Genomic DNA, 19,389 nt, shown 5'->3' with positions numbered 1-19,389 from the left:
CATGTGCTTCAAAAAAGAGAAGGGCAGACGTATTATCTGCCCAACTAGGTTTAACGTCGACGCTTATTTGGTCTAGGTGCCGAATCATTATTCTCTGTATTACGCTTATGCTTGGGAACATAATTTAATATTGAAATTGGTAGCTCTTTGCTTGGGACAAACCCTTCAATTTCTTTACGAGTGATTAAATGCCCTAAACGACTTTCAATCATACAAAGATTCTTGAAGTTATCTCTGGAAACTAAAGAGATCGCTTCACCTACAGCACTTGCACGACCCGTTCGGCCAATACGGTGGATGTAGTCATCAGCCGGATAAGGAAGATCATAGTTTACCACTCGGCTGAGGTTATCAATGTCGATACCACGAGCAGCCACGCCGGTCGCAACAAGGAACTTCACTTTGCCCGCTTTGAATTGCTCTAAAACTTGCGCTCGCACTTGTTGGCTTCGGCCACTATGAATCGCTTCTGCTTTAATCCCACGCTTTTCAAGTTGGCTGACAAGTTTGGCTGCTCCATGCTTAGTCTCGATAAAGATAAGAGCTTGGTCCCATTCACCATCGGTAATTAAATGGCTGAGAAGTGCTGATTTCTTATCTTTGTCTACCGCGACTAGCCATTGACTGATGTTGGATTTTGAAGCGCTATGCTTAGCAATAGAAATCTCTTCAGCATCATTAATAGCCGATTTAGCAAGATCTCTTACAGGATTCGATAAGGTAGCTGAGAACAGTAAATTTTGGATATCTTGTGGTAAACGAGCGATGATTTTATTGATATCTTCAATAAAACCCATATCCAACATGCGATCTGCTTCATCAAGAACCAGAGTTTCCACTTCATCAAAATGAACCGCGCGCTGACCATAAAGGTCGATCAAACGGCCTGGTGTTGAAACCAGAATATCGACACCTTCGATAAGACACTGTTTCTGAGGTGCGTAGTCCACTCCGCCATACATCGCCATCGATTTAATATCTAAGTATTTACCGTACTCTTCGATATTTTTGCTAATCTGAATCGCTAATTCGCGAGTTGGGGTAAGAATAAGCGCTCGAATGCGTTTTGCTCTTACAGGTCCACGGTTACTTAGCATTTCAAGTAATGGCAATACAAAGCTCGCCGTCTTACCCGTACCCGTTTGGGCTGCTGCAATCAGGTTTTTTCCTGTTAGTACCGTTGGTATCGCTTTTTCTTGAATTGGCGTTGGGGTTTCATAGCCTAGTTCAGCTACTGCTTTTAAAATCGGATCGCTTAATCCAAGTTTGGAGAATGGCATTGTGAGTCTCAATAAATGGTGATTCAATAAATAGACGTTTAACTGCGGTGAGTGCTTATTGTTAAATTATCGTTTAACAATAAGCACTGCTTGTCTACAGTTATCGCCGAAATTGGCGGCATTCTAGCATGAAGAAGCATAGGCCGCTCAAAAAAAGCATGCGGTGAAATGGAATGGTTAACGAGTTCGATCATTACGCTCAATAATTTGTTCGAGTGTTGAATGTAAAATTGTTCTATATGGATATAAGAGATTGAAAAATAGAAATTTCTTTATACAATCAACAATGAAATTACGAATAGGATGTGCTTTCTAGTGAAGAACTTTGATGTGAATTTATTACGAGTATTAGCGGTACTACTAGAAGAGCGAAGTGTAACCGCTGCCGCTGCACGACTGTACCTTAGTCAGTCTGCGGTTAGTAAGCAGTTAGCAAAGCTAAGAGAAACCTTTAATGATCCCCTGTTTGAGCGGGTTGCTAAAGGTTTGCATCCCACACCGAAAGCATTAGCACTGCAACCCAGTATTCATGAAATTTTACGTCGAATTGATCAGCTTGCTATTCCAACTGAGTTTGAACCTGAAAAAAGCCAGCGAACTTTCAATTTTGATTTAGTTGAAAGTGCTTATGCCGCAACCTATTCCCGTTTTATGCCGAGTCTCCTTAAGCAAGCCCCAGGGATCAGCATTAATAGCCGAACTTGGAGTGACGAGAGTTTACATCGCTTATTGAGGTGCGAAATTGATTTTGCCATTGGAATTTACGAGTGGGATGAGCGCGCAAAATCTCACTACATGACGATTCCAGATGAACTTCGCTATGTTGAACTTGCTCGTGACTATTCTGTTTGTTTGATGCGAAAGGGGCATCCTGCACTAAATGAAGAGTGGAATATAGAAACGTTTTTGAAATATAGGCATTTAGAAGTGACTATCGGTGGTGTCAGTGGATGGCTGCTTAAAGAGGTGCTCGATCTTGAACGCAAGAAGCTGGATAGTGCGGTGAATGTGTCTGATCTTCAAAGCGCCATCGCTTTGTGTGAACAGAGTGATCTTTTGATGTGCTATCCGGCGTCTGCCGTGAAGATGCTCGTTAAAAATAATAATCTAGTGGCAAAACCTCTACCGATTAAATTAGAACCGGGCGGTTATTCGCTGTTATGGCATCGACATTTTGATAATGATCCTAGCCACAAATGGCTACGTGAATTAATTATCGATTTGGCATCTGGTGATATTTCGTCATCAGATTGGGGGTTTTGATTCGATCAACGTCAGGCACAATAGAGCTTATTAAATATACAAATGGCCCTGAATTAGGGCCATTTGTATTTTGCTATTGAACTAAGCTCGTGCTGATTATTGAATCTCAAGCAGTTCAATATCGAAGATAAGTACCGTTGCTGGCGGAATTGGGCCAGAACCATTTTTTCCGTAGCCTAAGGTGCTTGGTACAAACAGGCGAATCTTTTCACCTTCAACCATATACTGCACACCCTCTGTCCAGCCTTTAATGACTTGATTAAGACCAAATGCGATTGGCTCATTTCGTTCTACAGAGCTATCAAAGACAGTACCATCCATTAGGGTGCCATGATAATGCACTTTCACGCGGCTTTTAGCTGTTGGGTGCTCAGTTCCAGTACCTTCTTGTAACACTTGGTATTGCAGGCCACTTTCCGTTGTGATTACCCCTTCTTTCTTTCCATTTTCTACCAAGAAATCTTGGCCAATTTGAAAGTTGATATCAGCAGCTTTGTGATTATTCCATGTGCGATAAATAAAGAATCCAGCAAGTAGGAAAATGATAATTGGGAATACAAACTTAGTCATAATGATGTCCTTAACTATTATGGTTGAGTCAGAAGGTAAGAGATAGTGTGGGCGATAGCTTCAATGTTGTCATGTCCAGCGGTCAATACTTGGTACTTTCCTTTAACAATAAAAGTTGGTACAGAATTGATTTCGCCAGCAACCGATACGTGTTGAGCTTTTTCTAAGTAAGTAAATAGCGTGGTCTGTTGCTCTTTATTCAGTTGATAAGGGCTCACAAGATCACGAGTTTGAAATGCTTTCTCAATAGCGGCTTGACGCTCTGTATTTGTCGAACCTTCACCCATTTGTACGGCTGCAAAGAGTTCATCCATAAATGCGTGATCAGGTGTAGCGTCTAATTGCATTACGGCGGTGTAGTAGATCATTGCTGCAATTTGAGCATTCTCATTAAAAGTAACATGTAGCTTATCAACTTTTTGAGAAGTCAAAGATTCTATCTGAGGTATAAAGTTTTCCATTTTACGGCAGTGTCCGCAGGAAAGGGAGAAGACTTCAGTTAAAGGGGCGACATCATAGCTGCTAACATCATTTGGAAGTCTTTGAAATTGAGAACCTTCTTGAGGAACACTGTTTTCTGAGCAGCCAAGTAATAAGAAGCTAGCAAGAACAAGTGCTGACAATCTTGAGATTAATTTAAACATAGGATTCTTTTTAAAAAATATGATGCTTGGATTTTACCTACTAAGTCATTAGATCGATACTGGTTTTTTTGTAACTTGTTGCAAATGACGGCCTATTTTGTCATCTAAGAACGTTTGATTCGATCGGTTTAGAAACGTGATAAAAACGAACTAAGTAGCAAAAAAATGCTTAAAGTTTTACCGCTGTGGTCGATATATAAGTAAGTCATTCATAGAGCTGAATTGGAATGTGGTGCATTATGAAATACATAGCTGTCTTTTTAGGTATTCTCTTATCAGGATGCAGTAGCATGCCAACCATGTATGGCGGATTACTGGATGCTGCGCCTCAACACGATGGAGAGTTGCTATACCCTGATCGGGGAGTGGTTTCGCCTACGAAAAAGAAACACACAGTAGGTGGCCCACAAGGTCAACAGCGTCCATCGGCCTACAGTTCATTAGAAAGCTTCTTAGCGACTCGTGGTATTGATTACGAAGTCCTTCCTGGTAACTACGTGATGGTTCGACTAAAAAACCGTATTCAGTTTGAATCGGGTTCTGCAACGGTTTCAAGTTACTCAGAGCAGTGGCTAAATGAGTTGGGAAGCTACTTAGCGCGCCAACCAGGAATTGATATTGTTATTGATGGACATGCTGACAATACTGGGAGCAATAGATTAAACGATGGGCTTTCAGAATCGCGAGCTAAGCAGGTGAAGTTGTCTTTGATGAAGCAAAAAGTCGCCATGAATTCAATTTACACCCGTGGCTATGGTGAATATGTACCAGCGTGCTCAAACCAATCTAAAGTGGGCAAAGCGTGTAATCGTAGAGTTGAATTGATGCTGATCGTTGCGAATTAGCAAAGCTGATCCACTATCCCCCCTTAAAAAATATCTAAAAAGCCAAAGAATTCAAAAAGCCCCTAGACTGACGTTTAGGGGCTTTTTTGTAGCAAAAAACCATTCGCTTTATGATTGTACATTTTCTATTTATAAAGTTGCGCGCATTAATTAGGTAAATACAGTTGGTTTATAAATTAGTTAGTAATAAATAATAGGGCAAAGTACATCGTTGGTCTGATTTTAATTGTAGCGCTACAACAATTGAGTAATATTTAAAGTGCTAGAGAACACGTTATCTATTATATTTTATGCATATATATGCAATGTAATATTCGATATTTGGAATGTAAGCATTTAATGTCATATAAATTTATATTCCGAGCAAATATCACATTATTGTCAAAATTCTTAATATAAACTCCGCGCGAATCGATTTTTTTTAGGGCTTTATTCGGGAATTTATATGTTATCTATTATTATATCTCTGATCGTGACAGGGCTTGTTGCGACTTTTGTACTCAAGGGATACAAGGCTCAAGCCATCTTAATTGCTGGTGGTATTGTTTTGATGGTTTCAGCAATGCTAATTGGGCAGGATTTGCCACTACCAGAAAGTGCTTCTACGGGGTCTCAATGGCTTGATATTTTCCATTTTATTAAGCTCACTTTTTCAAGTCAGAGCGCCGGTTTAGGTCTGAAAATCATGGCGATTGCCGGCTTTGCTTTTTATATGCATGAGATTGGTGCATCAGAGGCATTGGTGCGTGTTCTCACTCGTCCGCTAACTCACATTAAGCATATGCCTTACCTGTTTATGGCGATGTGTTTCATTATTGGTGAGTTTCTTTCTATTTTCATTACAAGTGCATCTGGTTTAGGTGTACTACTAATGGTGACGCTATATCCATTAATGCGAAGTGTTGGTTTAAGTCGTTTGTCTGCATGTGCGCCTATTGCGACTGCGGTTGCGGTAGAGATGGGACCGGGTCAAGGTAACGTGAACTTTGCAGCAGAGATCATTGGCATAGATGTTGTTGATTACGTTGTGCAATATCAATTGACGGTTGCGCTTGCTGCATTAACTGTTATTGCTGTTCTTCATGTACTGGTACAAAAGTATTTTGATGTAAAAAGTGGCCATATCGCAAGTGAACATCGCCATTTGAATGAGCAATCAGAAACTGTGGCTGTAAGCGAAGAAAGCTCAGCGATTGCGCCTACCATCTACGCTATTTTACCGGTTATTCCTTTAGTGCTTATTTTTACATTCAGTAAATTAATGATAAGTAGCATTAAAATGGACGTGACTACTGCAATGCTCGTTTCTATTGTCATCACTCTAGGATTTGAATTTGTCCGTCGTGACAATGCTAAAGCGGTCGTTGATTCTATTCAAATATTCTTCGATGGGATGGGGCGTCAGTTTGCTAACGTTGTGACATTCATTGTTGCAGGCCAAGTTTTTGCGCAAGGTTTGAAAACCATTGGTGCCATCGATGTGATTGTAAATGCAGCCGAATCTGCTGGATTTAGCCCAGTACTTATGACGATTGTGATGGTCGCAATCATTATGGTTTCAGCTATTTTAATGGGGTCAGGTAATGCGGCATTTTTCTCGTTTGCCAATTTAGTTCCTGAAATCGCAGGTAAGATGGGCATTGCACCAGTGATGATGCTGTTACCGATGCAGTTTGTTGCCGGGATGAGTCGTAATATCTCACCAATCGCACCTAACATGGTTGCCATTGCGGGCGTTGCAGATGTCTCACCATTTGAACTTGCAAAAAGAACAACGATTCCAATGGTCGGCGGGATCCTCATCTCTGTATTTGTCAGTATCATTAGTTTTTAGCATCCTCAAAATGACTCTTGCTGAGAATCAAGATTGGAACCTGATTTAGTGCAATTTGATTTAGGGTGATCAGACAATATACAATCAATGAATGGTGAGAACGGCAGATTTTAATGCCTGTAACTTATATGCCTCAGTTAGATACTGGGGCTTTTTTGTGCCAGTAAAACACCATTTGAACAGATGAATGTTTCTTTAATACGTGTCTTATATGAAGTTAGTGGAACCGTTTTTGTTACAAAGTAATTAATTCGTAGTCTAATGATTTTTCATCCTGTTGTTCTTTCTGGGTTTACATTGTAAATATTCAGTATCATTTCTATATTGTTGTAATTAAAGAAATTAATGGCTCTGCTTACGTTCTGAATATAAGTATTAAATGTTGCCTTTATGTGATTTTGTGGCGCTTGTATGTTGTGAGATGTAATGTTTTGGTGAAATAATAATTTGTACTCTAACTATTTTTCTGGCATTTTATACTTAATTGACCGTTCAATAAAAAATAAAAGGTTCAGAAATGCCCAAGGTTGGAATGCCAGATATTCGCAAACCGCAACTTGTTAAAGCGACGATGGCAGTGATAGATCGAGTAGGGCTTCATGGCGCGAGTATTTCGTTGATCAGCAAAGAAGCTGGTGTGTCGACTGGGATCATTAATCACTATTTTGGCGGCAAACACGGCCTGCTTGAAGAGACGATGCGAGAGATCCTTCGTCAGCTGTCCACCAGTATCACTTCCCAATTGAAATTACTGCCTGTGGATGCTCACCATCAGCGGATCAACGCGATCATTAAAGGTAATTTCGAAGGCTATCAAGTTAAAAATGAAGTAGCGAAAACGTGGTTAGCATTCTGGTCTTATTCAATGCATGACGTTCAGCTTAAACGCTTACAACGGGTCAATGAAAAACGTCTATTGTCACATCTTAAAATTGAGTTGAAAGCATTATTGCCAATTGAACAAGCAGATCTCGTGGCTCACGGGGTGGCTTCATTAATTGATGGTATATGGCTGCGGGGCACACTCAACCCTGATGGTATTGATGGAGAGAAAGCCACTGAAATCATCAACGATTACTTAGATAAACAACTCACCTTTTATTCCCAACAATCGATGAATTCTTGATGATTTAAGAACGTATCGAGTCAGTTACTTCTAATACATCACTCATTCACAAAATTAAAATAAGTTAGATTCTTCAAATGGAAATGAAATCACTATACATCGATGGTAAAGCGGTATGTGCAACATCTGCTGAAACCTTTACCAGTTATAACCCTGCAAATGGAGAAGCGATTGCAAAGATAGGACAAGCGTCTCAACAAGATCTTGATCTCGCAATGGAATCCGCTAAACGTGGCTTTGCTATATGGTCCGGAATGTCACCTATAGAACGCAGCCGAATTTTGCTTAAAGCCGTCGAAATACTGAGACAGCGAAATGATGAACTTGCAGCATTAGAAGTCGCCGATACCGGAAAACCATTACAAGAAGCGCTAGAAGTGGATATCGTTTCTGGTGCCGATGTGATCGAATATTTCGCAGGCCTCGTTCCCGCAATGCAGGGTGATCAGCAACCACTGAGTGACAATCAGTTTTTCTACACTCGACGTGAACCCTTGGGAGTTTGCGCGGGCATCGGCGCTTGGAATTATCCTGTTCAAATTGCAATGTGGAAATCCGCACCCGCATTAGCCGCGGGTAATGCGATGGTTTTCAAACCTTCCGAAGAGACACCACTTACCGCATTGAAATTAGCCGAAATATACACAGAAGCGGGGCTGCCAGACGGTGTATTTAACGTGGTGCAAGGGGATTACCGTGTAGGCCAAATGCTTACCGCGCACCCTGATGTAGCTAAAGTCTCCTTCACTGGAGAAACGGGAACAGGTAAAGCGGTGATGGCCGACAGTGCGAAAACACTTAAATCGGTCACCATGGAGCTTGGTGGAAAGTCACCACTTGTGATTTTTGATGATGCAAAATTGAATGATGCGGTATCTGCAGCCATGGTTGCCAACTTCTATACACAAGGTGAAGTTTGTACCAATGGCACGCGCGTGTTTGTTCATGAGTCTATTTATGACGATTTTGTTTTGCAGCTAAAAGAGAGAACGGAAAAGCTGACCGTTGGCGATCCAATGGATTTGGAGACTCAAATTGGCGCTCTGATCTCAAAGGAGCATTTAGGAAAAGTGTTAGATGCTATTGAGACGGCAAAAGCCAGTGGTGCAACGCTACTGACGGGCGGTTATCAAGTGACAGAAAATGGTTTAGATAAAGGCAACTTTGTCGCGCCAACGGTTTTTGTTGATTGCACAGATGATATGCCGCATGTCCAAAGTGAAATCTTCGGCCCTGTTATGTCCGTTTTAAAGTTTAGCCATGAAGCCGAGGTTATTCAGCGAGCTAATGACACCCATTATGGCTTAGCGGCTGGGATCTTCACTCAAAACTTATCCAGAGCACATCGAGTCATTCATCAGATGCAAGCTGGGATCTGTTGGGTCAATACTTGGGGGGATTCTCCTGCTGAGATGCCGGTAGGCGGATATAAAATGTCTGGAATTGGCCGTGAGAATGGACCAGAAACCCTTCTGCATTACACCCAAACGAAAAGTGTACTGATTGAGCTTGGTGATTATGCTAGCCCTTACGCTTAATTCGATTTTCTAACGTCAAGGAGACGACCAATGCAACAAAGCTACGATTATATTATCGTTGGCGCGGGTTCGGCTGGCTGTGTGTTAGCGGATCGGTTAACGGAAAGTGGCAAATTTAACGTTCTACTTTTAGAAGCGGGCGGTACGGATAGAAGCATCTTCATCCAGATGCCAACCGCACTTTCATACCCTATGAATTCAGAAAGATACGCGTGGCAGTTTGAAACTCAAGCCGAGCAGGACATTGATGGCCGGAAGTTGCACTGCCCACGAGGAAAAGTACTTGGTGGCAGTTCATCAATCAACGGCATGGTCTATGTTCGCGGTCATGCATGTGATTTTGATGAGTGGGAAGAGAAAGGTGCGAATGGCTGGAATTATCAAGCTTGTCTTCCGTACTTTCGTCGTGCTGAAACGTGGATTCAAGGCGAGGATGAATACCGAGGTGGAACTGGACCGTTGGGTACCTGTAACGGTAACGATATGACTTTAAATCCGCTTTACCAAGCTTTTATTGATGCAGGGAAAGAAGCCGGATATCCCGAAACAAAAGATTATAACGGTTATCAGCAAGAGGGTTTTGGCCCAATGCACATGACCGTTAAAAAAGGCATACGAGCGTCGACGTCCAATGCTTATTTACGCCGTGCAATGAAGCGTAAAAATTTAACCTTGATGACGGGAATTGTCGCGCGAAAAGTGATTTTGGAAGGAAAAACGGCCGTTGGCGTTGAATTCGAAAAATCGGGTAAAACACTACAAGCTCGCGCAACAAAAGAAGTGATTTCGAGTGCGGGTTCCATTGGTTCGGTTCAACTGTTGCAGCTTTCAGGCATTGGACCTAAAGAAGTGCTGAGCCAAGCCGGTGTCGAACTAAAACATGATCTACCTGGTGTTGGCCAGAATCTACAAGATCACTTGGAAGTCTATTTTCAATATCATTGCTCTCAACCGATCACTCTAAACAGTAAATTAGGCCTTGTCAGCAAAGGGTTAATTGGTGCGGAATGGATTTTGACTCGAAAAGGTTTAGGTGCGACCAATCACTTTGAGTCTTGCGGCTTTATACGTTCTCGCAAAGGGCTTAAATGGCCAAATATCCAATATCACTTCCTCCCAGCAGCAATGCGTTATGACGGCAATGCGGCATTTGATGGTCATGGATTCCAAGTTCATGTTGGGCCAAATAAGCCTGAGAGTCGAGGTTCTGTGGAGATAACGTCTACCGATCCGCATGCGAAACCAAAGATCAGTTTTAATTACATTTCAACACCCCAAGACCGCCAAGACTGGCGTGATTGTATTCGCTTAACACGCGAACTTCTTGCACAGCCTGCACTTGATGAGTATCGCGGAGAAGAGATTCAACCGGGAATGCATATCACCTCTGATGAGGACATAGATGAATGGGTTAAGCAAAATGTAGAAAGCGCTTATCACCCATCATGCAGTTGTAAGATGGGTTCTCATGATGATCCAACAGCAGTCTTAGATGAGGCTTGCCGAGTTCGAGGGATTGCTCAACTCCGTGTGGTGGACTCGTCTATTTTCCCGACCATTCCAAATGGCAACTTAAACGCGCCAACGATCATGGTTGCAGAGCGGGCAGCTGATTTGATTTTGGGCAACGTGTTGCTTGAAGCGAAAAATGTCCCGGTTTGGATCGCACCAGATTGGGAGAAGAGACAAAGAGTAAATAAACCAGAAAGAGAATTGGACACGATCTCTTCAAAATAGAAAGTCAGTAATCATTACAAGGAATATTTATGTCAACGACAACAAAGACCTTACTTGCATTAGGCATCAGTTCAATCGCTTTTAACGCAGCAGCAAATCAGTGTGAGACGGTAAGATTTTCAGATGTAGGCTGGACGGATATTACGGCCACTACAGCGGTAACGACCGAATTACTTAAAGGCATGGGCTATAAAACTAAGATTGACCTATTGTCAGTACCCGTGACGTATTCATCAATGGCGAATGGTGATATTGATGTGTTTTTGGGTAACTGGATGCCAACGATGGAAGGTGACATCGCGAAATATCGTGAAGCAGGTACCGTTGAAACGGTTCGAGCAAACTTAGAAGGGGCTAAATATACACTGGCTGTTCCTAAGTATGTTTACGATGCTGGCGTAAAGAGTTTTGCAGATCTCGCGAAGTACTCAGAGAAGTTTAAAGGGCGCATTTATGGTATTGAACCGGGTAATGATGGTAACCGCTTGATTCAGTCGATGATCGATTCGGATGCGTTTGGGCTCAAAGACTTTAGCTTGGTTGAATCAAGTGAAGCGGGCATGGTGTCTCAAGTTTCTCGTGCTGTGCGTCGTAATCAGTGGATCGCATACCTTGGTTGGGCACCACACCCAATGAACAGCAATGTAGAAATGGAATACCTTTCAGGCGGTGATGACTTCTTTGGTCCTAATTATGGTGGAGCAAATGTCTACACCAACGTTAGGCATGACTACTTGTCTGAATGCAAAAATGTTGGTCAGCTTTTACAAAACTTAAACTTCACGCTTGAGATGGAAAATGAGTTGATGGAAGCGATTTTGAATCAAAGTGTTAAACCAGAAAAAGCCGCTCAAAAATGGATTGCTGAAAATCCACAACAAGTTGAACTGTGGTTGAAGAACGTGAAGTCACAAACAGGCGAATCAGCACAAAAAGCAGTGACTCAGTATCTTAAACAAGTGAAAGCGTAACGGTTGAAGCCTCAATACAAGGCGCTTAGTCGTAGCGTTTGTGTTGAGTTAATTACATTCTTCACGGTAACCACAGAGGAATTTGTGTTTATCGTGAAGTTCACGGGTCAGTTCTGTTTGCCCGACAAATAAAGGTAGTATTGTGAATTTTATTACGGATAACAAAATCCCACTTGGTCAATGGATGGAAGCGGGCGTGGATTGGTTAACCATCAACGCCGCTGGTCTTTTTGATGCCATCTCATTCTTTCTCGAAACTGTGATTCTTTTTCTGGTCGATGTATTTAAATGGATGCCCGCAGCGGTGCCTATTGTTATCACCGCTGCTCTAGCGTGGTATCTACATCGCAAAATATCTTTGGTGGTATTTGTTGTCGCGGCACTGCTGTTGATCCTTAATCTTGGCTACTGGCAAGAAATGCTGGAAACCTTTGTCCTCGTCTTTGCAGCGACAACGATTTCCGTATTAATTGGCGTTCCGGTAGGGATCATGGCGGCACATCGACCTTGGCTTTATACCATATTGAGGCCGATTTTAGATCTCATGCAGACCGTTCCAACGTTTGTGTATTTAATTCCAACGTTAGTACTGTTTGGGCTTGGTATCGTACCAGGACTGATTTCAACCATTATATTTGCAATCGCGGCTCCAATTCGTCTTACCTATTTAGGCGTCACTAAAGTACCAGAAGAGTTGATTGAAGCGGGTAAAGCGTTTGGTGCCAGTCGAATGAAGTTATTACTTAAGGTTGAATTACCTGCGGCACTTCCAAGTATTATGGCAGGGGTAACGCAATGCATTATGTTGTCTCTTTCAATGGTGGTGATTGCAGCTTTAGTCGGTGCGGATGGGCTAGGAAAACCAGTCGTGAGAGCTTTAAATACCGTAAATATCTCGCAAGGTTTTGAAGCGGGGCTTGCTATTGTACTCGTGGCGATCATTTTGGATCGTCTATGTAAAACCCCTAACCAGAAGGAAGCGTAATTATGGATGCGATTACGATCAAAAATTTAGATGTTGTATTTGGCAAACAAGCTCAACAGGCTTTGAATCTTTTGGATGAAGGGAAAACTCGTCAGGAAATTATTGATCAAACGGGTCAGGTTGTTGGTGTTGATAACGTTAGCCTGAGCGTTAAAGAGGGCGAAATTTGCGTATTGATGGGGTTATCTGGTTCCGGTAAATCCAGCTTACTTCGAGCCGTTAATGGTTTAAATGAAATCAGCCGTGGTTCATTAGAAGTGAAAGATGGAGATGCACACGTTGATTTGGCTGAGTGTGATGAAGCTACGCTGCGTAATTTACGTGGTAATCGCGTCTCTATGGTATTTCAAAAGTTTGCATTAATGCCTTGGCTGAGCGTGTTAGATAACGTTGCTTTCGGGCTTGAAATGCAGGGTATGCCAAAAGCAGAACGCAGAGCAAAAGCGCGTGAACAGCTTAAAATGGTTGGCTTAGCGGAGTGGGAAACGAAATACCCACATGAGCTCTCTGGTGGAATGCAGCAGCGTGTTGGTTTGGCTCGTGCTTTTGCAATGGATACCGATATTTTATTAATGGACGAACCATTTTCGGCATTGGATCCTTTAATTAGAGCGCAACTGCAAGATGAGCTACTGACTCTGCAAAGCAAACTGAATAAAACGATTCTGTTCGTTAGCCATGATTTAGATGAAGCGCTCAAAATTGGTAATAATATTGCGATTATGGAGTCAGGTAAGCTTATTCAGCATGGAAAACCTGAAGATATCGTATTAAACCCAGAAACACAGTATGTGAAAGATTTTGTCGCACATACCAACCCTCTCAATGTTCTAAAAGGTCGCTCTTTGATGCAGCCTTTAGAATCACTTAATTTAGAGAACAATCGTCTACTGATCTGTGAGCAAAAAGAGCTGTGGATCGAACAGAAAGAAGAGGGAATCGCAGTTGTGAACTCTGCAGAGGATTCGCTGGTCGAGTGGGGTGAGAAGGACTCGGATTGGAGTGAGATTCATGACTCGACATTAGTGACTGCTAGCCCGAATATAAGTATGCGCGATGCTATCCAATTGAAAAAGTTGAGTGACTATCCGATTCTTTTGGTCGAAGACGGACAACTAATTGGCTTGCTGAATGACAGCGAATTTTATAATGCTCTATTAGGGAAATTTCAACCTCATCAAGCAGCGTAATACTTACCTTATTCCTAATAGTATTAATAAAATGGGAACGGCTTCGTTCTCATTTTTATTTTACTTCTCACCGTCTTTGTCATCATCTATCTCTATCTCTATCTCTATCTCTATCTCATAACTCATGACTGCAGCTCTTATTTCCGATTCTTGCGGTATGAATAGATGAATGTAAAGCAATGTGGGTAATGTGATTCAGAAGTTTCAGTTTGTGAAATTTTACAACGTATTTCCTTTGATGTTTCATTCATGTGTTTCCATTTATTCACATTGCCTGATGCTTTAATGCTCTGTTTGGTTGGTTTTCGAGCGCTGGCACCTCTTTAGTACTACCCCTTTAGGGTAGTTTATTTCCGTAATTGATTTACATCATTTATTAATTTTCTTTCATAATTCATTATTCGCGCAGTTAAGAAACATAACCTTCAGGAATTCTTATGAGCAAGATGAAGCTAGTCATCATCGGTAACGGCATGGTTGGTCATCGCTATATCGAAGATTTAGTAGAGAAAACAGACGTAAGTGAAATGGACATCACAGTGTTCTGTGAGGAGCCTCGTGTCGCTTACGACCGCGTGCACCTTTCTTCTTATTTTTCACACCATACCGCTGATGAACTTTCTCTTGTAAAAGAAGGTTTCTACCAAAAACATAACATTAACGTTTTGCTTGGTGAGCGTGCGATTAATATCAACCGTGAAAAGCAGACTGTGTATTCAAGCACTGGTCGTGAAATTCAATACGATAAACTGGTTCTTGCGACGGGTTCATTCCCATTCGTACCGCCAATTAAAGGCAACGATGGAAAAGACTGTTTCGTGTACCGCACCATCGAAGATCTTAAGTCTATCGAAGCGACGGCAAGAAACAGTAAAAGCGGCGTTGTTGTTGGTGGTGGTTTACTCGGTCTTGAAGCTGCTGGTGCACTTAAAGCGCTTGGCGTAACCACTCATGTTGTAGAGTTCGCGCCAAAATTAATGGCAGAACAGCTAGATCTTGCTGGTGGTAATCAACTTCGCCAGAAGATCGAACGTATGGGCGTTAATGTTCATACCAGTAAAAATACATTAGAAATTGCTCCTGAAGGTACAGAAGCTCGTAACGTAATGCGTTTTGCTGACGGTTCTGAGCTAGAAGCAGATTTTATCGTATTCTCAGCGGGTATTCGTCCTCAAGATAAACTTGCTCGTCAGATGGGTTTAGGCATTGCTCCTCGTGGCGGTGTTGAAATCAACAACCACTGCCAAACAACGGATGAAAACATCTACGCGATTGGTGAGTGTGCTTCTTGGAACCGTACTTTCTATGGTCTTGTCGCTCCAGGCTACAAAATGGCAACCGTTGCGGTTGATCACCTAATTGGAAACGATAGCCAATTTGAAGGTGCGGATATGTCTGCGAAGCTTAAGCTTCTAGGCGTAAAAGTAGGTTCGATTGGTGATGCAAATGGCCGTACACCTGGCTGTAAGAGCTACGTTTACCAAAACGAAGAGCAAGAAGTATACAAACGCCTTATTGTTTCTGAAGACAACAAGAAACTTCTGGGCGCAGTAATGGTTGGTGACACATCTGATTATGGTGATCTTCTTCAATTAATGCTGAACGAAATTGATCTGCCTGAACATCCTGATGCGTTAATTCTTCCTGCGCATGCTGGTACAGAAAAACCAACATTGGGTGCAGATTCACTGCCTGAATCTGCTGTTATCTGTTCTTGTTTCGATGTAACGAAAGGCAAGATTGCACAAGCAGTAGCTGATGGACATCACACACTTGGTGATATTAAAGCGGTGACTGGTGCAGGTACGGGCTGTGGTGGTTGTATTCCTCTTGTGACTTCAGTTCTTAATGCAGAACTTGCTAAAGCGGGCGTTGAAGTGAAAAACGACGTATGTGAGCACTTCGCATACTCTCGTCAAGAGCTGTTCCACCTTATTCGCATCGAAGAGATCAAAACATTCGATGAGCTTCTAGAGAAATACGGTAAAGGGTACGGTTGTGAAGTCTGTAAGCCGCTTGCTGGTTCAATCCTAGCGTCTTGCTGGGGTGAACACATTCTTAAGCCAGAACTAGTTAAGCTGCATGATACGAATGACAACTTCCTAGGCAACATGCAAAAAGACGGCACTTACTCAGTGATTCCTCGTATGGCTGGTGGTGAAGTGACACCTCAAGCATTGAGTGTTCTTGCTGACGTTGCGGCTGAATATAACCTGTACACCAAAATTACAGGTGCACAACGTATTGGTTTATTTGGCGCTCAGAAAGATGACCTTCCTGCGATTTGGAAGAAGTTAATCGCTGCCGGTTACGAAACGGGTCAGGCATATGCAAAAGCACTACGCATGGCGAAAACCTGTGTTGGGTCAACGTGGTGTCGTTACGGTGTTCAAGATTCTGTTGGTTTAGGTGTGATGCTTGAAAACCGTTACAAGGGCATCCGTACTCCTCATAAGATGAAATTTGGTGTGTCAGGCTGTACTCGTGAATGTGCTGAAGCTCAAGGTAAAGACTTAGGTATTATCGCGACTGATGCAGGCTGGAATATGTATGTGTGTGGTAACGGCGGTATGAAACCTCGTCACGCAGACTTACTTGCAAGCGACCTAGATCAAGAGACACTAATCAAGTATATCGACCGATACATGATGTTCTACATTCGCACAGCAGCGCCACTTCAACGTACATCAGTATGGATGGATAACCTTGAAGGCGGTGTCGATTACCTACGCGAAGTCATTGTAGACAACAAACTTGGTATCAACGACCAGTTAGAAGCTGATGTGGCGAAATTGGTGGAAGAGTTCCGTTGTGAATGGACTGACACCATTAATGATGAAGCTCAACTGAAGCGTTTCTCTCACTTTATCAATGCTGATGACCGTGATGAGAATGTGGTATTTGTGAAAGATGGCCGTGCACAACATCGCCCAGCAACGTTCACAGAAAAACACCCTGAAGCGAAGGGCGATATCCTTCACGTAGCAGCAACAGAATAAGAGCGAGAGAAATTATTATGGCTTCTAAATTTATTAAAATCTGTCAGCTAGAAGATATCGTTCCTGGTACTGGTGTATGTGCACTTGTTGACGGTGAGCAAGTTGCAGTGTTTCGCCCAGCAGCAGGTGAAGAGGTATTCGCAATTAGTAACACGGATCCTTATTTTCAATCGAACGTGCTATCGCGTGGCTTGATCGTAGAGCACCAAAGCGAGCTTTGGGTGGCAAGTCCACTGAAAAAGCAACGCTTTAATCTGACTACTGGCGTATGCATGGAAGATGAGCAATTTAATGTGAAAGCGTATAAAGCTCGTGTTACTGACGGTGCAGTAGAGATCGCATCTTAAGTCTTGGATACCTAGCTTAAAGATTTGATAGTTCAAGGGCTCTAGTTCCTGACATTGCCTTAATTCGGCAACTAGAGCCTTTTCCTATCTGATTTTAACTTTTATTTTTAACTTTTTAATAAGGACAATTTATGTCTACTGATTTTAAACCAGCTGAATTCGTTCAAACGATGATCGATGTGGGTGAAGCAAAAACAAAAACAAGTACTCGTGATCTTCTGATCCGAAGCACTATGGCTGGTATCATTCTTTCTCTTGCGGTTGTTGTTGCTATCACAACGATCGTACAAACAGGTATCGGTATTGTAGGCGCACTTGTGTTCCCAGTGGGTTTTGTTATTTTAAGTGTTATGGGTTACGACTTGGTGACTGGTGTATTTGGTCTTGCTCCTCTTGCTAAATTTGATAACCGTGCCGGTGTGACTTGGGGTAGTGTTTTACGTTGTTGGGGTATTGTTGGCCTTGGTAACCTCATCGGTTCTCTTATCGTTGCGGTATTAGTTGCAATCTCTTTAACGGGAAATTTCTCGTTAGATCCAAACGCAGTTGCGCAAAAGTTCATCGCTGTTTCTACGGCTCGTAGCCTAGGTTTTGAAAACATGGGGATGGACGGGTGGATCACGTGTTTCGTTCGCGGTATCTTCTGTAACCTAATGGTTTGTTTAGGTGTTATCGGCAACATGACAGCACGCACTGTGTCTGGCCGTGTAGCAATGATGTGGTTCCCAATCTTCATCTTCTTCGCGCTAGTATTCGAACACACAGTCGTAAACATGTTCCTATTCCCATTAGGTATGATTTTAGGTGCTGATTTTGGTGTCGCGACATGGTTGAACTTCAACCTAATTCCTACCATTCTAGGTAATATTGTTGGTGGCCTACTGTTTACGTGTGTTCCTCTATACCTAACGCACGCAAAAACAGCCCCAATGGTTAATGCTAAATAATCATCAGTAATTTGTCGTGGTTCTGACCGTAAAGCCTCAAGTTTATAAGCTTGAGGCTTTTTCTATTCTCAGTGGCATTGAGATAGGGTGAAGAACAATAGATCATTTAGTTATAAATACTTCTTTCTTAATTGGAAGTAAGACTGATGTTTGCTTGTCACAACTGATAGTCTAGAAACTAGAAATTTAAAGGATTGAGCGCACATTTACGTTTATCCTAGATATCATCAGATTCGAAAGGGATCGAATCGCATTCGGAGTACTACATGTCAGAAGCTTCACAATTAAATACTCAGACAGAAAAAAAAGGATTTGTATCATTAGTAGGTGCGGGGCCGGGCGATCCTGATTTACTGACGGTAAAAGGCGCACGTGTTATTCAGCAGGCTGACGTCGTTGTTTACGATCGATTGGTTTCAAAAGAAATTTTGGCACTGGCGAATGAAAATGCAGAGATGATTTACGTGGGTAAAAAGTTAGATTTTCATTTTGTGCCACAAGATAAAATCAATCAGGTACTTGTCGATAAGGCGCAAGAGGGGAAACATGTCGCGCGTTTGAAGGGCGGTGATTCGTTTATTTTTGGCCGAGGCGGTGAAGAGTTAGAGACATTGGCTGAACAGGGTGTGAAATTTGAAGTGATCCCAGGGATCACTGCGGCAGCGGGAGCAACATCTTATGCTGGTATACCGTTAACTCATAGAGATCACGCGCAGAGTGTGCAATTCATTACAGGGCACTTACAGAAAGATGGGCAGGAAATTGAGTGGGCATCATTAGCTCAGTCCAACAATACTTTAGTTTTCTATATGGGACTAAAACAGAGCCCAACCATAACCGAAAATCTACTTGATCACGGCCTGTCACCGGATATTTCTTGTGCCATTATCGAAAATGGTACGCGACCAGAACAAAGAGTATTCCACGGTCGGTTAGCTGAACTTCCTGAACTTGCAAAACAAGCAATCAGCCCAGCACTTATCGTGGTTGGCAGTGTCACTTCGCTTCATGAAAAATTGGATTGGTTTGGTAAGTAGGTTTAAGACCTGACAATTGTGTTCGCTTTTTCCAGTGGAATCGTCTAGGGTGATGAAAATTTAACAGAGCTTATGT

Annotated in this window: 16 protein-coding genes; 13 read left to right on the top strand and 3 right to left on the bottom strand. The window is 42.3% G+C overall.

What is annotated here, in order from left to right:
* Positions 1-50: 50 nt before the first annotated feature.
* Positions 51-1,280, bottom strand: a complete 1,230-nt coding sequence (locus tag F0249_RS08425) for a DEAD/DEAH box helicase (RefSeq protein WP_171756382.1) — start codon at positions 1,278-1,280, stop codon at positions 51-53.
* Between the two features lie 303 nt (positions 1,281-1,583).
* Between F0249_RS08425 and F0249_RS08420 the strand changes: the two genes are divergently transcribed.
* Positions 1,584-2,543: a LysR family transcriptional regulator gene (locus tag F0249_RS08420; protein WP_050988729.1), complete on the top strand. Its 960-nt coding sequence runs from the start codon at positions 1,584-1,586 to the stop codon at positions 2,541-2,543.
* Positions 2,544-2,639: 96 nt separating this feature from the next.
* On the opposite strand, the gene F0249_RS08415 is transcribed toward F0249_RS08420, so the two are convergent.
* Both F0249_RS08415 and F0249_RS08410 read right to left on the bottom strand, forming a co-directional pair.
* The gene (locus tag F0249_RS08415) at positions 2,640-3,113 is read right to left on the bottom strand and encodes an FKBP-type peptidyl-prolyl cis-trans isomerase (RefSeq protein ID WP_171756381.1); all 474 of its coding nucleotides are present in this window, start codon (positions 3,111-3,113) and stop codon (positions 2,640-2,642) included.
* Positions 3,114-3,130: 17 nt separating this feature from the next.
* Positions 3,131-3,757: a thioredoxin domain-containing protein gene (locus F0249_RS08410; RefSeq protein ID WP_171756380.1), complete on the bottom strand. Its 627-nt coding sequence runs from the start codon at positions 3,755-3,757 to the stop codon at positions 3,131-3,133.
* Between the two features lie 239 nt (positions 3,758-3,996).
* Between F0249_RS08410 and F0249_RS08405 the strand changes: the two genes are divergently transcribed.
* The 12 genes from F0249_RS08405 (at position 3,997) to cobA (ending at position 19,313) form a co-directional block, all read left to right on the top strand.
* Positions 3,997-4,602 (top strand): OmpA family protein, encoded by a 606-nt coding sequence (locus F0249_RS08405; protein WP_029203285.1) that lies wholly within the window; start codon positions 3,997-3,999, stop codon positions 4,600-4,602.
* Positions 4,603-5,047: 445 nt separating this feature from the next.
* Positions 5,048-6,436, top strand: a complete 1,389-nt coding sequence (gene dcuC / locus F0249_RS08400) for a C4-dicarboxylate transporter DcuC (protein WP_171756379.1) — start codon at positions 5,048-5,050, stop codon at positions 6,434-6,436.
* A gap of 517 nt (positions 6,437-6,953) precedes the next feature.
* Positions 6,954-7,562 carry a transcriptional regulator BetI gene (betI, locus tag F0249_RS08395; RefSeq protein WP_017052820.1) on the top strand — a complete coding sequence of 203 codons (609 nt, stop codon included), beginning with the start codon at positions 6,954-6,956 and terminating at the stop codon, positions 7,560-7,562.
* Between the two features lie 77 nt (positions 7,563-7,639).
* Positions 7,640-9,100 (top strand): betaine-aldehyde dehydrogenase, encoded by a 1,461-nt coding sequence (gene betB / locus F0249_RS08390; RefSeq protein WP_171756378.1) that lies wholly within the window; start codon positions 7,640-7,642, stop codon positions 9,098-9,100.
* Between the two features lie 30 nt (positions 9,101-9,130).
* Positions 9,131-10,837, top strand: coding sequence for a choline dehydrogenase (betA, locus tag F0249_RS08385; RefSeq protein WP_171756377.1), 1,707 nt, complete (start codon positions 9,131-9,133; stop codon positions 10,835-10,837).
* Positions 10,838-10,866: 29 nt separating this feature from the next.
* Positions 10,867-11,808 carry a choline ABC transporter substrate-binding protein gene (locus F0249_RS08380; RefSeq protein WP_171756376.1) on the top strand — a complete coding sequence of 314 codons (942 nt, stop codon included), beginning with the start codon at positions 10,867-10,869 and terminating at the stop codon, positions 11,806-11,808.
* Between the two features lie 142 nt (positions 11,809-11,950).
* Positions 11,951-12,793 (top strand): choline ABC transporter permease subunit, encoded by an 843-nt coding sequence (gene choW / locus F0249_RS08375; RefSeq protein ID WP_017052816.1) that lies wholly within the window; start codon positions 11,951-11,953, stop codon positions 12,791-12,793.
* 2 nt (positions 12,794-12,795) lie between these two features.
* Positions 12,796-13,983 (top strand): choline ABC transporter ATP-binding protein, encoded by a 1,188-nt coding sequence (gene choV, locus F0249_RS08370; RefSeq protein ID WP_171756375.1) that lies wholly within the window; start codon positions 12,796-12,798, stop codon positions 13,981-13,983.
* Between the two features lie 437 nt (positions 13,984-14,420).
* Positions 14,421-16,982 carry a nitrite reductase large subunit NirB gene (gene nirB, locus F0249_RS08365; protein ID WP_171756374.1) on the top strand — a complete coding sequence of 854 codons (2,562 nt, stop codon included), beginning with the start codon at positions 14,421-14,423 and terminating at the stop codon, positions 16,980-16,982.
* A 17-nt stretch (positions 16,983-16,999) separates the two neighbouring features.
* Entirely contained in the window at positions 17,000-17,329 is a 330-nt protein-coding gene (gene nirD, locus F0249_RS08360; protein WP_171756373.1) for a nitrite reductase small subunit NirD, read from the top strand.
* 131 nt (positions 17,330-17,460) lie between these two features.
* Positions 17,461-18,276: a formate/nitrite transporter family protein gene (locus F0249_RS08355; protein WP_171756372.1), complete on the top strand. Its 816-nt coding sequence runs from the start codon at positions 17,461-17,463 to the stop codon at positions 18,274-18,276.
* A gap of 266 nt (positions 18,277-18,542) precedes the next feature.
* Complete coding sequence (gene cobA, locus F0249_RS08350; protein WP_171756371.1) at positions 18,543-19,313, top strand: uroporphyrinogen-III C-methyltransferase; 771 nt, start codon at positions 18,543-18,545, stop codon at positions 19,311-19,313.
* The last annotated feature ends 76 nt before the right edge of the window (positions 19,314-19,389 follow it).

This window comes from Vibrio sp. 03-59-1, from assembly GCF_013114135.1.
Classification (GTDB): Bacteria; Pseudomonadota; Gammaproteobacteria; order Enterobacterales; family Vibrionaceae; genus Vibrio; species Vibrio cortegadensis.
The sequence above is the reverse complement of the archived record's forward strand: the minus strand, read 5'-3'. Positions and strand labels throughout refer to the sequence as shown.

What these genes read in the sequence shown, in the direction of transcription:
- F0249_RS08425 (WP_171756382.1), bottom strand. Translation starts at nt 1,280, where the DNA reads ATGCCATTCTCCAAACTTGGATTAAGCGATCCGATTTTAAAAGCAGTA.
- F0249_RS08420 (WP_050988729.1), top strand. Translation starts at nt 1,584, where the DNA reads ATGTGCTTTCTAGTGAAGAACTTTGATGTGAATTTATTACGAGTATTA.
- F0249_RS08415 (WP_171756381.1), bottom strand. Translation starts at nt 3,113, where the DNA reads ATGACTAAGTTTGTATTCCCAATTATCATTTTCCTACTTGCTGGATTC.
- F0249_RS08410 (WP_171756380.1), bottom strand. Translation starts at nt 3,757, where the DNA reads ATGTTTAAATTAATCTCAAGATTGTCAGCACTTGTTCTTGCTAGCTTC.
- F0249_RS08405 (WP_029203285.1), top strand. Translation starts at nt 3,997, where the DNA reads ATGAAATACATAGCTGTCTTTTTAGGTATTCTCTTATCAGGATGCAGT.
- dcuC (WP_171756379.1), top strand. Translation starts at nt 5,048, where the DNA reads ATGTTATCTATTATTATATCTCTGATCGTGACAGGGCTTGTTGCGACT.
- betI (WP_017052820.1), top strand. Translation starts at nt 6,954, where the DNA reads ATGCCCAAGGTTGGAATGCCAGATATTCGCAAACCGCAACTTGTTAAA.
- betB (WP_171756378.1), top strand. Translation starts at nt 7,640, where the DNA reads ATGGAAATGAAATCACTATACATCGATGGTAAAGCGGTATGTGCAACA.
- betA (WP_171756377.1), top strand. Translation starts at nt 9,131, where the DNA reads ATGCAACAAAGCTACGATTATATTATCGTTGGCGCGGGTTCGGCTGGC.
- F0249_RS08380 (WP_171756376.1), top strand. Translation starts at nt 10,867, where the DNA reads ATGTCAACGACAACAAAGACCTTACTTGCATTAGGCATCAGTTCAATC.
- choV (WP_171756375.1), top strand. Translation starts at nt 12,796, where the DNA reads ATGGATGCGATTACGATCAAAAATTTAGATGTTGTATTTGGCAAACAA.
- nirB (WP_171756374.1), top strand. Translation starts at nt 14,421, where the DNA reads ATGAGCAAGATGAAGCTAGTCATCATCGGTAACGGCATGGTTGGTCAT.
- nirD (WP_171756373.1), top strand. Translation starts at nt 17,000, where the DNA reads ATGGCTTCTAAATTTATTAAAATCTGTCAGCTAGAAGATATCGTTCCT.
- F0249_RS08355 (WP_171756372.1), top strand. Translation starts at nt 17,461, where the DNA reads ATGTCTACTGATTTTAAACCAGCTGAATTCGTTCAAACGATGATCGAT.
- cobA (WP_171756371.1), top strand. Translation starts at nt 18,543, where the DNA reads ATGTCAGAAGCTTCACAATTAAATACTCAGACAGAAAAAAAAGGATTT.